The organism is Tepidimonas fonticaldi (assembly GCF_007556755.1).
Taxonomy (GTDB): Bacteria; Pseudomonadota; Gammaproteobacteria; order Burkholderiales; family Burkholderiaceae_C; genus Tepidimonas; species Tepidimonas fonticaldi.
The window spans coordinates 112,049-125,593 of sequence record NZ_VJOO01000003.1 but is presented as its reverse complement, the minus strand read 5'-3'; the positions used below and the strand labels follow the sequence as shown (position 1 = coordinate 125,593).

At 69.4% G+C, this 13,545-nt stretch carries 11 protein-coding genes; 5 read left to right on the top strand and 6 right to left on the bottom strand.

All coding sequences use genetic code 11. The features are described 5' to 3' along the window. Window positions 1–5: 5 nt before the first annotated feature. Window positions 6–1,733 carry a type IV-A pilus assembly ATPase PilB gene (pilB, locus tag Tfont_RS02840; protein WP_260682234.1) on the bottom strand — a complete coding sequence of 576 codons (1,728 nt, stop codon included), beginning with the start codon at window positions 1,731–1,733 and terminating at the stop codon, window positions 6–8. Window positions 1,734–1,841: 108 nt separating this feature from the next. On the opposite strand from pilB, the gene accB reads away from it, so the two are divergent. Genes accB through Tfont_RS02815 form a run of 5 tightly spaced genes read left to right on the top strand, consistent with a single transcriptional unit; the run spans window position 1,842 to window position 6,525 of the window. Beyond that, complete coding sequence (gene accB / locus Tfont_RS02835; RefSeq protein WP_143968306.1) at window positions 1,842–2,297, top strand: acetyl-CoA carboxylase biotin carboxyl carrier protein; 456 nt, start codon at window positions 1,842–1,844, stop codon at window positions 2,295–2,297. Between the two features lie 10 nt (window positions 2,298–2,307). Then, window positions 2,308–3,660 carry an acetyl-CoA carboxylase biotin carboxylase subunit gene (accC, locus tag Tfont_RS02830; RefSeq protein ID WP_143968305.1) on the top strand — a complete coding sequence of 451 codons (1,353 nt, stop codon included), beginning with the start codon at window positions 2,308–2,310 and terminating at the stop codon, window positions 3,658–3,660. A 4-nt stretch (window positions 3,661–3,664) separates the two neighbouring features. Next, window positions 3,665–4,567: a 50S ribosomal protein L11 methyltransferase gene (gene prmA / locus Tfont_RS02825; RefSeq protein ID WP_143968355.1), complete on the top strand. Its 903-nt coding sequence runs from the start codon at window positions 3,665–3,667 to the stop codon at window positions 4,565–4,567. A 43-nt stretch (window positions 4,568–4,610) separates the two neighbouring features. Further along, on the top strand, window positions 4,611–5,603 hold the full coding sequence (locus Tfont_RS02820) for a zinc-ribbon and DUF3426 domain-containing protein (RefSeq protein WP_143968304.1): 993 nt from the start codon (window positions 4,611–4,613) through the stop codon (window positions 5,601–5,603). A gap of 34 nt (window positions 5,604–5,637) precedes the next feature. After that, window positions 5,638–6,525, top strand: coding sequence for a carbohydrate kinase family protein (locus Tfont_RS02815; protein WP_068608478.1), 888 nt, complete (start codon window positions 5,638–5,640; stop codon window positions 6,523–6,525). A 69-nt stretch (window positions 6,526–6,594) separates the two neighbouring features. On the opposite strand, the gene Tfont_RS02810 is transcribed toward Tfont_RS02815, so the two are convergent. The 5 genes from Tfont_RS02810 to gspF form a co-directional block, all read right to left on the bottom strand. Beyond that, entirely contained in the window at window positions 6,595–7,203 is a 609-nt protein-coding gene (locus Tfont_RS02810; protein WP_143968303.1) for a histone, read from the bottom strand. A 77-nt stretch (window positions 7,204–7,280) separates the two neighbouring features. After that, window positions 7,281–8,534 carry a ribonucleotide-diphosphate reductase subunit beta gene (locus Tfont_RS02805; RefSeq protein ID WP_185974454.1) on the bottom strand — a complete coding sequence of 418 codons (1,254 nt, stop codon included), beginning with the start codon at window positions 8,532–8,534 and terminating at the stop codon, window positions 7,281–7,283. A 143-nt stretch (window positions 8,535–8,677) separates the two neighbouring features. After that, window positions 8,678–11,557, bottom strand: coding sequence for a ribonucleoside-diphosphate reductase subunit alpha (locus Tfont_RS02800; RefSeq protein WP_143968302.1), 2,880 nt, complete (start codon window positions 11,555–11,557; stop codon window positions 8,678–8,680). 134 nt (window positions 11,558–11,691) lie between these two features. After that, on the bottom strand, window positions 11,692–12,324 hold the full coding sequence (gene ampD / locus Tfont_RS02795) for a 1,6-anhydro-N-acetylmuramyl-L-alanine amidase AmpD (RefSeq protein WP_143968301.1): 633 nt from the start codon (window positions 12,322–12,324) through the stop codon (window positions 11,692–11,694). A gap of 2 nt (window positions 12,325–12,326) precedes the next feature. Beyond that, window positions 12,327–13,529: a type II secretion system inner membrane protein GspF gene (gene gspF / locus Tfont_RS02790; RefSeq protein WP_143968300.1), complete on the bottom strand. Its 1,203-nt coding sequence runs from the start codon at window positions 13,527–13,529 to the stop codon at window positions 12,327–12,329. Window positions 13,530–13,545 lie beyond the last annotated feature (16 nt).

The following is a 13,545-nucleotide window of genomic DNA, read 5'->3' as shown; positions in this document are numbered from 1 at the left end:
GGCCGTCAGTCGTTGGTCGCCGACAGCACCTCCTCCAACGACGTGATGCCCATCTTAACCTTGCGCAGGCCGCTTTCGCGCAGCGTGCGCACGCCCTCGCGGCGCGCCTGCTCGGCGATCTCCAGCGCGCTGGCGCCGCACAGGATCAGCTGCTGGATCGCCTCGCTGACGGGCATCACCTGGTAGATGCCGACGCGCCCCTTGTAGCCGTCGTGGCAGGCGGAGCAGCCGACCGGTTTGTACGGCTGCCAGTCGCCTTCCAGGTCCTGTTCGGTGAAGCCGGCGTCCAGCAGCGCCTGGCGCGGCAGGTCGTGGTGCGGCACCTTGCACTTGGGGCACAGGCGCCGCGCCAGCCGCTGCGCGGTGATCAGGTTGACGCTGGCGGCGATGTTGAACGGCGCCACGCCCATGTTGACCAGCCGCGTCAGCGTCGACGGCGCGTCGTTGGTGTGCAGGGTCGACAGCACCAGGTGGCCGGTCTGCGCGGCCTTGATGGCGATGTCGGCGGTCTCGAGGTCGCGGATCTCGCCGACCATGATGATGTCCGGGTCCTGGCGCAGAAAGGCGCGCAGCGCCGCGGCGAAGGTCAGGCCGGCCTTCTCGTTGACGTTGACCTGGTTGACGCCGGGCAGGTTGATCTCGGCCGGGTCCTCGGCGGTGGAGATGTTGACGCCGGGCTGGTTGAGCAGGTTCAGGCAGCTGTACAGCGACACCGTCTTGCCCGAACCGGTGGGACCGGTGACCAGCACCATGCCGTAGGGGCGGTTGATCGCCGCCAGCAGCTTGTCCTTCTCGTCCGGCTCGTAGCCGAGCGCGTCGATGCCCATCTGCGCGCTGCTGGGGTCCAGGATGCGGATGACGACCTTCTCGCCGAACAGCGTCGGCAGCGTGCTGACGCGAAAGTCGATCACCTTGTCCGGACCGACCTTGAGCTTCATGCGCCCGTCTTGCGGCACGCGCTTCTCGGCGATGTCGAGCTTGGAGATGACCTTGATGCGCGAGGCCAGCTTGTCCTTGATCGCCACCGGCGGCGTGGCGATCTCGCGCAGCTGGCCGTCGATGCGCATCCGTACGCGGTAGTGGTGCTCGTAGGGCTCGAAGTGCAGATCCGACGCGCGCATGGTGTACGCGTCCAGCAGCATCTTCTGCAGAAACTTGACGATCGGGGCGTCCTCGACCTCGGCGGCCACCTTGTCCGCCGGCTCGGCCGGGGTCATCTCGATGCCTTCGGCCTCGAAGTCGAAGGTCTGGCCGACGATCTGCTCGATGACCTGCCCGGCGCTGGCGGTGTAGGTCTCGACCAGTTTGCCGAGCTTGTCCACCTCGGCGATGATCCAGTCGACGGCCAGTTGCGTCTCGAACTTGACCTTCTCCGCCGCCTGCAGATCCGACGGGTCGGCCGTCGCCACCGACAGCCGGCTGCCGCGGCGCGCCAGCGGCACGATGCGGTATTGCTGACAGGTCTTGGGGTCGAGCAGGTGGTGCGGCAGCCGCTGCGGGTCGATGGCGTCCAGGTCGATCAGCGGCGCGGCAAACGCCACCGACATGGTGTGCGCCAAATCGCTCGGCGAGACGAGGGCGCTGTCGATCAGCTCGGTGATGAAGCCGGTCTTGTGGCTTTGGGCACGGGCGTAGAGGGTCTCGGCCTGCTGCTGGGACAGCGCGCCCGCGGCGATCAGCGCGCGCGCCAGCCCCGGCAGGGCCATCGTGGCGACGCCGTCGTCATCGGTCATGGCGATCCCCGGGGCGGGCGGTGCGCATCGGCTCGTGTATATTTCGCGCTCTTTCCGCGACGTTCGCGGCAAGATCAACACAAATTCGGTGCATAGTACGGAGTCACCATGGATCTGCGCAAACTCAAGACGCTCATCGACCTGGTCTCGGAGTCGAACGTTTCCGAACTCGAGATCACCGAAGCCGAAGGCAAGGTCCGCATCGTCAAGGCCGCTCCGGCTGCACCGGTCATGATGCCGGTGGCGGCGCCGGCGGTGGCTGCCCCCATCACTCTGACGGCGCCCGCGCCCGCCGAGGCCGCCGCCGCGCCGGCGCCCGCCGAGATCCAGGGACACGTGATCAAATCGCCCATGGTCGGTACCTTCTACCGTGCCCCCAGCCCGGGCGCCAAGCCGTTCGTCGAAGTCGGCCAGGCGGTCAAGGAAGGCGAGCCGGTGTGCATCATCGAGGCGATGAAGATTCTCAACGAAATCGAGGCGGATCGCGCAGGTGTCATCAAGGAAATTTTGGTCGAGAACGGCCAAGCCGTCGAATACGGGCAGCCCCTCTTCGTCCTCGCGTGAGGGCGGCGCCATGTTCAAGAAGATCCTGATCGCCAACCGCGGCGAGATCGCCCTGCGGGTGCAGCGCGCCTGCCGCGAGATGGGCATCAAGGCCGTCGTCGTCTACTCCGAAGCCGATCGCGAAGCCAAGTACGTCAAGCTGGCGGACGAGGCGGTGTGCATCGGCCCGGCGCCGTCGGGCCAGAGCTACCTCAGCATGCCGGCCATCATTTCGGCCGCCGAGGTCACCGACGCCGAGGCCATCCACCCCGGCTATGGCTTTCTGTCCGAAAACGCCGATTTCGCCGAGCGGGTGGAAAAGAGCGGTTTCGTCTTCATCGGCCCGACGCCCGAGTCGATCCGCCTGATGGGCGACAAGGTCTCGGCCAAGCAGGCGATGATCCGCGCCGGCGTGCCGACCGTGCCGGGCTCGGACGGCGCGCTGCCGGACGATCCGACCGAGATCAAGCGCATCGCGCGGTCCATCGGCTATCCGGTCATCATCAAGGCCGCCGGCGGCGGCGGCGGGCGCGGCATGCGCGTGGTGCACACCGAGGCCGCGTTGCTGCACGCCGTGCAGACCACCAAGAGCGAGGCGGCGGCGGCCTTCAACAACCCCGAGGTGTACATGGAGAAATTCCTCCAGAATCCTCGGCACATCGAGATCCAGGTGCTGGCCGACCAGCACCGCAACGCCGTCTACCTGTTCGAGCGCGACTGCTCCATGCAGCGCCGCCACCAGAAGGTGATCGAAGAGGCGCCCGCCCCGGGCATCCCGCGCCGCCTGATCGAGCGCATCGGCGACCGCTGCGCGGCGGCGTGCAAGAAGATCGGCTACCGTGGCGCCGGCACCTTCGAGTTCCTGTACGAAAACGGCGAGTTCTACTTCATCGAGATGAACACGCGCGTGCAGGTGGAGCACCCGGTGACCGAGATGATCACCGGCATCGACATCGTGCGCACCCAGATCCTGGTCGCCGCGGGCGAGAAGCTGCCGTTCACCCAGCGCCAGCTGCAGCTGCGCGGGCACGCCATCGAGTGCCGCATCAACGCCGAGGATCCGTACAAATTCACCCCGTCGCCCGGGCGCATCACGGCCTGGCACGCCCCCGGCGGCCCCGGGGTGCGGGTGGATTCGCACATCTATTCCGGCTACACCGTGCCGCCCCACTACGACTCGATGGTGGGCAAGATCATCGTGCACGGCGACACCCGCGAGCAGGCGCTGGCGCGCATGCGCGGTGCGCTGGCCGAGGTGGTGATCGAGGGCATCAAGACCAACGTCCCGCTGCACCGCGAGCTGATGGTGGACGCCAACTTCGAGGCCGGCGGCACCAACATCCACTACCTCGAGAGCTGGCTGGCGCAACGTGAGCGGGGCTGAACCGATGGCCGGCGCGGCGCGCTGGCACGAACTGCTGTTGCGCGTGTCCGAGGCGCGCGTGGAGGACGTCTGCGACGCGCTGGAGGCCTTGGAGGCGCTCAGCGTCTCGGTCGAGGACGCCGATGCGCATACCCCGGCAGAGCGGGCGCTGTTTGGCGAGCCCGGACTGCCGGCGCCGGCGCCCGGGTGGCAGCGCTCGCAGGTGGTGGCGCTGTTCGATACCGAAGCGCAGGCCCGCGAAGCGGCCGCCTTGCTCGTCCCGCAGGACTTTTTTGCCGATTGCGAGGTGGTCGGCGTGCGGCCGGTGGCCGACACCGACTGGGTGCGCCTGACGCAGTCCCAGTTCGACCCCGTGCCAATCACGCCCGATTTTTGGATCGTGCCGAGCTGGCACGAGCCGCCCGCCGAGGCCCGCACCGTCATCCGGCTCGACCCCGGGCTGGCGTTCGGCACCGGCACCCACCCCACCACGCGCATGTGCCTGCGCTGGATCGCCCGCCACGACATGGCGGGCCGGCGCGTGCTCGACTACGGCTGCGGCTCCGGCATTCTGGCCATCGCCGCGGCCAAGCGGGGCGCCGCGACGGTGGACGCAGTGGACATCGACCCGGCTGCCGTGGAGGCCACCCGGCTCAACGCGGCGGCCAATGGGGTGGCCCTGAACGCCGGCCTGCCGGAGGCAGCCCAGGGCCGCTATGGGCTGGTCTTGGCCAACATCCTGGCAACGCCGCTCAAGGTGCTGGCGCCGCTGCTGTGCGCCCACGTCGACGACGGGGGCGATCTGGTATTGGCGGGCATACTGGAGCGCCAGGCCGACGAACTGCGCGAGGCCTATGCCCCGTGGTTGACGCTGGCGGTCACCGACGCCGAGGACGGCTGGATCCTCATGACGGCCCGGCGGGGCTGAGCGCCGCGCGGCGGCCCCGGACGGCGCCGTCATAATCGCGGGCATGAGCTTCATCACCCGCTGCCCATCGTGTGGAACGGCCTTCAAGGTCGTGGCGGATCAGCTCAAGATCGCCGACGGCTGGGTGCGCTGCGGCCATTGCCAGCAGGTGTTCGATGCCACGCTGGATCTGCAGCCGGCCTTCGCCCCGCTGCCTCCTTCTGCGCCCCCCCCATCGCCCGGGGGAGCGCCCCCATCGCCCGAGGCAACGCCCCAGCCGACCGCCCCGCCACCGATGCCCGCCGCGGAACCGCCGGGGAACGCGGCAGCCGAGCCCGGGCCAGCCCCAGAACCGGAACCCGAACCGGCGCCATGGTCCGAGCCCGAGCCCGAGCCCGAGCCCGAATCCGACCGGCAGGAGCCGCGCGATGATGGCTACGATGCCGCCCCCTCGGTCGAGGCGGGTGGGGCGGACGTGGCGGGCGACCAGAGCGGCGACCATGACCCGTTCGTCGCGCAGACCGCGGCGCCGGCGCAAGAGCCGTCGTTCGTTCGCCAGGCGCGGCGGCGGGCCTTTTGGCGCAGGCCCGTCGTGCGCGTCATCCTCGCGCTGCTGGCGTTGGGGTTGGCGGCGCTGCTCGCGGGGCAGATCGCGTGGGTCTGGCGCGACACCTTGGCGGCGCGCTACCCAGCGGCCCGACCGGCCCTGGCGGCTTTTTGCGACCGCCTGGGGTGTACCATCGCGCCGCCCCGGCGGCCGCAGGATGTGCTCATCGAGGGCTCGGTGCTGCTGCGGCGCGCGCCGGACCGCTACAGCTTTCACCTCGTGGTGCGCAACCACGCCGACACCGAGGTGGCGGCGCCCGCGCTGGAGCTGACCCTGACCGATCTGCAGGACCAGGTGCTGGTGCGCCGCGTCTGGACGCCCGACGCGTGGCCACAGCCCCTGGAGCGGCTGGCGCCGGGGGCCGAGTGGCCGTTGCAGCTGGAGCTGGCCTTCGACCACCCCGATGCAACCCGCATGACGGGCTACCGGGCCGTGCTGTTCTACCCCTGACGCCCTGCGAGGCGCTGTTTTTCACCTTCTGCCCATGACCATCCTCGTCTGCGGTTCCCTGGCCTTCGACACCATCATGGACTTCGAAGGCCGTTTTGCCGACCACATCCTGCCCGACCAGTTGCACATCCTGAATGTGTCGTTCCTGGTGCCGGGATTGCGGCGCGAGTTTGGCGGCTGCGCGGGCAACATCGCCTACGGCCTGCGGCTGCTGGGCAGTGCGGTGCGGCCCGTGGCGGCGCTGGGCGCCGATGGCGAGCACTATCTGCAGCGCCTGCGCGCCCTGGGCATCGACGTCTCCGCCGTGCGCCTGATGCCCGAGATCTACACCGCCCAGGCGATGATCATGACCGATCGCCACAACAACCAGATCACGGCTTTTCACCCGGGTGCGATGGCGCTGGCCCACACCAACCCCATCACCGCCACCGACGGGGTGACGCTGGCGATCCTCTCACCCGACGGCAAGCAGGCCACCTGGGAACACGCGGAACAACTGCACGCGGCGGGCGTGCCCTTTGTGTTCGACCCCGGCCAGGGGTTGCCGATGTTCGATGGTGCGGAATTGCTGCGGCTGGTCGATCTGGCCGATTGGGCGGCCTTGAACGATTACGAAGCCCGGCTGCTGTGCGACCGCACGGGCCTGACCTTGCCCGAGCTGTCGCGGCGGCTGCGAGCCCTGGTCGTGACCTTGGGGGAGCAGGGGTGCGACGTGTGGCAGGGCGGCGAGTGTATCCGCGTGCCCGGGGTGCCGGCGGCCGAGATCGTGGACCCCACCGGATGTGGGGATGCGTTCCGGGCCGCCTTGCTGCACGGTCTGGCCCGGGGCTGGTCGGTCACCGAAGCGGCGCAGCTCGGCAACCGCATGGGGGCGGCGAAGATCGCCACCCGCGGAGGCCAAAACTACCGCTTCGACGCCTGACCCGCAGGCACAGGACAAACCCGCCGTCCGGACGGACAGCGGGATGACCACGGCCCAGCGGATGCCCGCTCAGGGACGCGGGCCGGTCGGGAAGGGCCAGGCGGCTTTCGGGTTGAGCTTGGTTTGCGCGCTGGGTGCCGGGGCGGCGGCGGCCTTGGCCGCTTTTTTCTTGGGCGCGGCTTTGGCGGGTTTTTCCGCAGCTGGGGCTTTCACCGCCTTGTCCGCCTTGGCGGGTTTGGCCGTGGCCTTGGTGGCCGCAGGCTTGGCGGCGGTCTTGGCGGTGGCTTTCGGGGCCGCCTTGGCCGGGGTCTTGGCGGTCGCCTTGGCCGCGGGTTGGCTGGCGGCCTTCGCGGGCGCCTGGGTCTCGGCTGCCGGTGCCGCCTTCTTCGCCGTTTTGGCCGGGGCCTTCTTGGCGGCCTTCGGGGCGGCTTCGGCGGTCGTCGGGGCAGCCGTCTTGGCGGTCTTCTTCGCCGGCGCGGCCGCTGCCTTCGGCGCAGCGGGGGCCTTGGCGGCCGCCTTCGTCGTCTTGGCGGCGGCTGCCGGCTTGGCCGCCGGTTGCGCCTCGGCCGCGACCTTCTTCGGCGCCGCCTTCGCGGCCTTCGGGGTGGCTGCCTTTGCGGCCGTCTTCTGCTTCGCGGTCTCGGTGGCCGCGGCGGCGGCCTTCTTCGCGGTTGCCATGGGGGTTCTCCTGCTTCAGGTTGGCGGGGGTTGGAAGGGGGGAGGCCGCGAGATGCAGACGACGGGCGCGCCGCGGATCAATCCCAGGACAGCGCGCCGCCCGATTGGTACTCGATCACGCGGGTTTCGAAGAAGTTGCGCTCCTTCTTCAGGTCGATCATCTCGCTCATCCAGGGGAAGGGGTTTTCCTCGTTGGGGAAGAGCGGCTCCAGGCCGATCTGGGTGGCGCGCCGGTTGGCGATGTAGCGCAGATAGCCCTTGAACATGCTGGCGTTGAGCCCCAGCACGCCGCGCGGCATGGTGTCCTCGGCGTATCGGTACTCCAGATCCACCGCCTTGAGGAACAGCTCTTTGATCTCGGCCTTGAAGGCGGGCGTCCACAGGTGCGGGTTTTCCAGCTTGAGCTGGTTGATCATGTCGATGCCGAAGTTGCAGTGCATCGATTCGTCGCGCAGGATGTACTGGTACTGCTCGGCCGCACCCGTCATCTTGTTTTGCCGCCCCAGCGCCAGAATCTGCGTGAAGCCGACGTAGAAGAACAGCCCCTCCATCAGGCAGGCGAAGACGATCAGCGACTTCAGCAGCGTCTGGTCCGCCTCGGGCGTGCCGGTCTTGAAGGCGGGATCCATGATCGCGTCGATGAAGGGGATCAGGAACTCGTCCTTGTCGCGGATCGACGGGATCTCGTGGTAGGCGTTGAAGATCTCGCCTTCGTCCAGCCCCAGCGACTCGACGATGTACTGGTAGGCGTGGGTGTGGATGGCCTCCTCGAACGCCTGGCGCAGCAGGAACTGGCGGCATTCCGGCGCCGTGATGTGGCGGTAGGTGCCCAGCGTGATGTTGTTGGCGGCCAGCGAGTCGGCGGTGACGAAGAAGCCCAGGTTGCGCTTGACGATGCGGCGCTCGTCCTCGGTCAGGCCGTTGGGGTCTTTCCAGAGCGCGATGTCGCGCGACATGTTGATTTCCTGCGGCATCCAGTGGTTGGCGCAGGTGGCGAGGTATTTCTCCCACGCCCATTTGTACTTGAACGGAACGAGCTGGTTGACGTCCGTCTGGCCGTTGATGATGCGCTTGTCGGCGACGTTGACGCGGCGAAAGCTCGCCGCCTGCGCGCGCACCGACTGGCCGGCGGGCGCGCTGGCGGCGGCCGGGGTGGCATCCGGCGTGGCGCTCACCGGAGAGACATAGTCGAAGCCCGCGACGGGGGCGTTGGGCGTGGCGCCGAAGAGGGAGCCGGTCCCCACGGCCGGTTGCAGCGCAGGCGCAGCCTCGGGCGTGCGGCGTGCCGTTTGGGGGGCAACGGTGGGCGTTTGGTCTTCCCAGGTCAGCATGTTGGTGTCCGATTCGTGAAATTATTGAAAGGCATCGACGAAATGACAAGCGTTTGGCCCTGTGCCGGGGGCGCCGGTGGCCGCTGGCGGGGCGGGCTGTTGCGTGAGGGCATCAGTCCGGCCGGCGCCGGCGGCGAGGGCCGTCATTGACAGGCTTCGCAACCCGGGTCGTCGATGGCGCAGAACTTGATGTCGGTGGCGGGCTCGACCGCCCCCGGCGCCGCGGCGGCGGGGGCGCTGCCGGCGGTGGGCACGGCGTTGAGCGCGCCGCTGCGCACGGTGGACTTTTCGGCGTGGGTGGCGCCGGTGGTGCGCAGGTAGTAGGTGGTCTTCAGGCCGCGGATCCAGGCCAGCTTGTAGGTCTCGTCCAGCTTCTTGCCCGAGGCACCGGCCATGTAGATGTTGAGGCTTTGCGCCTGGTCGATCCACTTCTGGCGCCGCGCGGCGGCTTCCACCAGCCACACCGGCTCGATCTCGAACGCGGTGCGGTAGAGCTCCTTGAGGTCCTGCGGCACGCGGTCGATCGGCCACAGCGAGCCGTCGAAGTGCTTGAGGTCCATGATCATGACCTCGTCCCACAGGCCCAGGCGCTTGAGGTCCTTGACCAGATAGCTGTTGATGACGGTGAACTCGCCCGACAGGTTGGACTTGACCGACAGGTTGCCGAAGCACGGTTCGATGGACGCATCCACCCCGATGATGTTGGAGATGGTGGCGGTCGGGGCGATGGCGATGCAGTTGGAGTTGCGCATGCCGTCGCGGGCGATCTTGGCGCGCAGCGCGTCCCAGTCCAGCGTGCGCGAGCGGTCCACCTCCAGGTAGCCGCCGCGCTGCTGCGCCAACAGGTCCAGCGTGTCCAGCGGCAGGATGCCGCGGTCCCACAGCGAGCCCTTGAAGGTGGAATAGCGGCCGCGCTCCACCGCCAGGTCGCTGCTGGCCCAGTAGGCGTAGTAGCAGATGGCCTCCATCGAGCGGTCGGCGAATTCCACCGCCTCGGGCGACGCGTACGGGATGCGCAGCTCGTACAGCGCGTCCTGAAAGCCCATCAACCCCAGCCCCACCGGGCGGTGGCGCAGGTTGGCGTCGCGCGCCTTTTTGACCGCGTAGTAGTTGATGTCGATGACGTTGTCGAGCATGCGCATCGCGGTCGTGATGGTGCGCTTGAGCTTGTCGTGGTCGAGCTCCTTGCCGTGGGGGCCGTCCTTGAGGTGTTGCGCCAGGTTGACCGAGCCGAGGTTGCACACGGCCGTTTCGGTGTCGCTGGTGTTGAGCGTGATTTCGGTGCACAGGTTGGACGAGTGCACGACACCGACGTGCTGCTGCGGGCTGCGAATGTTGCACGGGTCCTTGAACGTGATCCAGGGGTGCCCGGTTTCGAACAGCATCGTCAGCATTTTGCGCCACAGGTCCACCGCGCGCACCTTTTTGCTCGGGCGGATTTCGCCGCGCTCGGCCTTGGCTTCGTAGGCGATGTAGGCCTCTTCGAACGCCTTGCCGACCTTGTCGTGCAGGTCGGGCACGCTGGACGGCGAGAACAGCGTCCAGTCGCCGTTTTCCATCACACGCTTCATGAACAGGTCCGGGATCCAGTTGGCGGTGTTCATGTCGTGCGTGCGGCGGCGGTCGTCGCCGGTGTTCTTGCGCAGCTCCAGGAACTCCTCGATGTCCAGGTGCCAGGTCTCCAGATAGCAGCACACCGCGCCCTTGCGCTTGCCGCCCTGGTTGACCGCGACCGCCGTGTCGTTGACGACCTTCAGGAACGGCACCACGCCCTGGCTTTCGCCGTTGGTGCCCTTGATGTGGCTGCCCAGCGCGCGCACGCGCGTCCAGTCGTTGCCCAGCCCGCCGGCAAACTTGGACAGCAGGGCGTTTTCCTTGATCGACTCGTAAATGCCGTCCAGATCGTCGGGCACCGTGGTCAGGTAGCAGCTGGACAGCTGCGAGCGCAGCGTGCCCGAGTTGAACAGCGTGGGGGTGCTGCTCATGAAGTCGAAGCTGGAGAGCACCTCGTAGAACTCGATGGCGCGCGCCTCGCGGTCGATCTCGTTGAGCGCCAGGCCCATCGCCACGCGCATGAAGAAGGCCTGCGGCAGCTCGATGCGCTGCTTGCGCACATGCAGGAAGTAGCGGTCGTACAGCGTCTGCAGCCCCAGGTAGTCGAACTGCAGGTCACGCTCGGGTTTGAGCGCCGCGCCCAGACGGGCGAGGTCGAAGGTCTGCAGCTCGGGGTTGAGCAGCTCGGCCTCCACGCCCTTTTTGATGAAGGCCGGAAAGTACTCGGCATAGCGCTCGCGCATCTGCGCGTGCGGGGTTTCTTCGCCCAGCACCTCTTTGTAGATGGTGTGCAGCAGCAGCCGCGCGGTGGCGTAGGTGTAGTCCGGGTCGGTTTCGATCTTGGTGCGCGCGGCCAGGATCGCGGCCTTGTGCACCTCCTCCATGGGCACGCCGTCGTACAGGTTGCGCAGCGTCTCGGCGACGATCGGCTCGGCCTTGACGTCGGCGCCCAGCCCCTCCACCGCGGAGTGGATCAGCGCCTGCAGGCGTTCGAGGTCGAGGGGGCGCCGCTCGCCGCCATCGACCACGTGCAGCACGGGCTGGGCAGGTTGCGCCTGGGCCGCCTTGGCGGCGCGTTCCTGCGCTCGGCGTTCGCGGTAGAGCACGTAGGCGCGCGCGACCTCGTGGTGGCCGCCGCGCATCAGGCCCAGTTCCACCTGGTCTTGCACATCTTCGATGTGGAAGGTGCCGCCGCCCGGGCGCGAGCGCACCAGGGCGCGCACGACCGCCTGGGTCAGTTGGTCCACCGTTTCGCGCACGCTGGCCGATGCGGCACCCTGCGGACCATGGACGGCCAGAAAGGCCTTCATCATGGCGACGGCGATTTTGTTGGGCTCGAACGGGACCACCGCGCCGTTGCGGCGGATGATCTGGTAGTGCGCCAGCGTGGCGCTGCTGGTGGCGCGTGCCGGCTCGGCGACGGCCATCGGGTGGGCGGCGGACGAGGGGGAGGTGAGGGTGGTCTGCATGGATCCTCGCGGAAGATCAAGGCTGCGGATGCTGGCGTGCAAACACTAGATGTAGTGTTTGACGTCAGCCGAAAACACTATCCGTAGTGTACCGACGCAGGCCCCGGGGGCAAGGGGGCGGGCCCAAAAAAAATTTATCCCCCGGCCCGATCCATATCCCCGGGTTTTTCCGGGGTGGGGGGCTGGCCGGGCGCCTCGCTGGCGAACCACGCCGCCGGCCAGCCGGTCAGGCGGATCAGCCGTGCCCAGTCGAAGCCCGGGCCGGGGTCGCGCTTGCGCCCGGGGGCGACGTGCTCGTGCCCGGCCACCGCGCGCAGCGCCGGCAGGCGTTCGCGCAGCGCGGCCAGCAGCGCCGCCAGCGCCGCGTACTGCGCGTCGGTGAAGGTGTCGCCCTCCAGCCCCTCCAGCTCGATGCCGACCGAGAAGTCGTTGCAGTTGTCGTGTCCCTGCCACGACGAGCGGCCGGCGTGCCAGGCGCGGCGATCCAGCGCGACGAACTGCACGCACTCGCCGTCGCGGCGGATGAGGACGTGGGCCGAGACCTCCAGCCCCCGGATGCTTTGAAAGTAGGGGTGTGCGTCCCAGTCCAGCGTGTTGGTGAACAGCCGCTCGATCCACGGGCCGCCGTACTCGCCCGGCGGCAGGCTGATGCTGTGCAGCACGACGAGCCACGGTTGCACGCCCGGCGGGCGCGGTCCGTGGTTCGGCGACGGCACGCGGCGCGCGCCGGGCAGCCAGCCGTCGTCGGGGTCAGGGGTCGCGGCCATCGTCAGCGCACCAGCTGGTTGAGCTGGATGATCGGCAGCATCACCGCCAGCACGATCAGCAGCACCACGCCGCCCATGGCGATGATCAGCAGCGGCTCCAGCCAGGTGGTCAGCCGCAGCAGGCGGCGCTGAGCGTCGTCGGCCAGCTGCTGCGCGGCGCGCTGCAGCATGGGGCCGAGCTGGCCGGTCTGCTCGCCCAGCCGCGCAAACGTCACCAGCAGGCCCGCGAGCGCCGGCCGGGTGGCCAGCGCCGCGGCCAGCGGCGCGCCTTCGCGCACCAGCGTCAGCGCCTCGTGCACGTCGCGCTGCAGCGCGGTGTTGCGCAGCGTGTCGGCGGCGGTGGCCAGCGCCCGCAGCAGCGGCACGCCCGCCTGCACCAGCAGCGCCAGCGTCGCGGCCAGCCGCGCCACGTCGAGCTGGCGCGCCAGCCGCCCCAGCAGCGGCAGGCGCAGCCAGGCGCGGTCCAGCGCCAGCCGCGCCGCCGGGCGCTGGCGGGCCAGCCGCCAGGCCGCCACGCCGGCGGCCAGCAGCGGCAGCAGCGTCCAGCCCCAGCCGCGCAGCCAGGCGCTCACCTGCAGCACCAGCACCGTCAGCGTCGGCAGCGCGCGCTTGCCGCTGGCGAACGCCTGCGCCACCTGCGGCACGACGTAGGTCATCAGAAACACGACGATGGCCAGCGCGAAGGCGGTGACGATGGCCGGATACAGCAGCGCCGACAGGATGCGCTGGCGCAGCGCCTCGGCGGCCTCGCGTTCGTCGGCCAGCCGCTGCAGCACGGTGCCCAGGCGCCCGCTGGCTTCGCCCGCGGCCACCACCGCACGGTACGGCGCGTCGAACACGCGCGGGTGGCGCGCAAGCGCCGCCGCCAGCGAGCTGCCGGCGTGGACCTCGGCGCGCAGCTCGGTGACGAGCGCCTGCTGCGCGGCGTCGTCGGCCTCGCGCGCGAGTTCGGCCAGCGCCCGCTCCAGCGGCAGGCCGCTGTCGACCAGCGCGGCCAGCTGCCGCGTCCATGTCGCCAGCCGCGCCGCCGGCCAGCGGCGCGAGCCGCCGCGGGCCGGGGCCGCCTCGTCACCCGCCGTCACCTGCAGCGGCACCAGCCCCTGCGCGCGCAGCTGCGCGCGCGCGGCGCGCGCGTGCTCGGACGCCAGCGTGCCGCGCTGGCGCCGTCCGTGCGCGTCGAGGGCCTGGTAGCGGAAGGTCGGCATCGCGGGTCGGCAGGGC

What these genes read in the sequence shown, in the direction of transcription:
- pilB (WP_260682234.1), bottom strand. Translation starts at nt 1,733, where the DNA reads ATGACCGATGACGACGGCGTCGCCACGATGGCCCTGCCGGGGCTGGCG.
- accB (WP_143968306.1), top strand. Translation starts at nt 1,842, where the DNA reads ATGGATCTGCGCAAACTCAAGACGCTCATCGACCTGGTCTCGGAGTCG.
- accC (WP_143968305.1), top strand. Translation starts at nt 2,308, where the DNA reads ATGTTCAAGAAGATCCTGATCGCCAACCGCGGCGAGATCGCCCTGCGG.
- prmA (WP_143968355.1), top strand. Translation starts at nt 3,665, where the DNA reads ATGGCCGGCGCGGCGCGCTGGCACGAACTGCTGTTGCGCGTGTCCGAG.
- Tfont_RS02820 (WP_143968304.1), top strand. Translation starts at nt 4,611, where the DNA reads ATGAGCTTCATCACCCGCTGCCCATCGTGTGGAACGGCCTTCAAGGTC.
- Tfont_RS02815 (WP_068608478.1), top strand. Translation starts at nt 5,638, where the DNA reads ATGACCATCCTCGTCTGCGGTTCCCTGGCCTTCGACACCATCATGGAC.
- Tfont_RS02810 (WP_143968303.1), bottom strand. Translation starts at nt 7,203, where the DNA reads ATGGCAACCGCGAAGAAGGCCGCCGCCGCGGCCACCGAGACCGCGAAG.
- Tfont_RS02805 (WP_185974454.1), bottom strand. Translation starts at nt 8,534, where the DNA reads ATGCTGACCTGGGAAGACCAAACGCCCACCGTTGCCCCCCAAACGGCA.
- Tfont_RS02800 (WP_143968302.1), bottom strand. Translation starts at nt 11,557, where the DNA reads ATGCAGACCACCCTCACCTCCCCCTCGTCCGCCGCCCACCCGATGGCC.
- ampD (WP_143968301.1), bottom strand. Translation starts at nt 12,324, where the DNA reads ATGGCCGCGACCCCTGACCCCGACGACGGCTGGCTGCCCGGCGCGCGC.
- gspF (WP_143968300.1), bottom strand. Translation starts at nt 13,529, where the DNA reads ATGCCGACCTTCCGCTACCAGGCCCTCGACGCGCACGGACGGCGCCAG.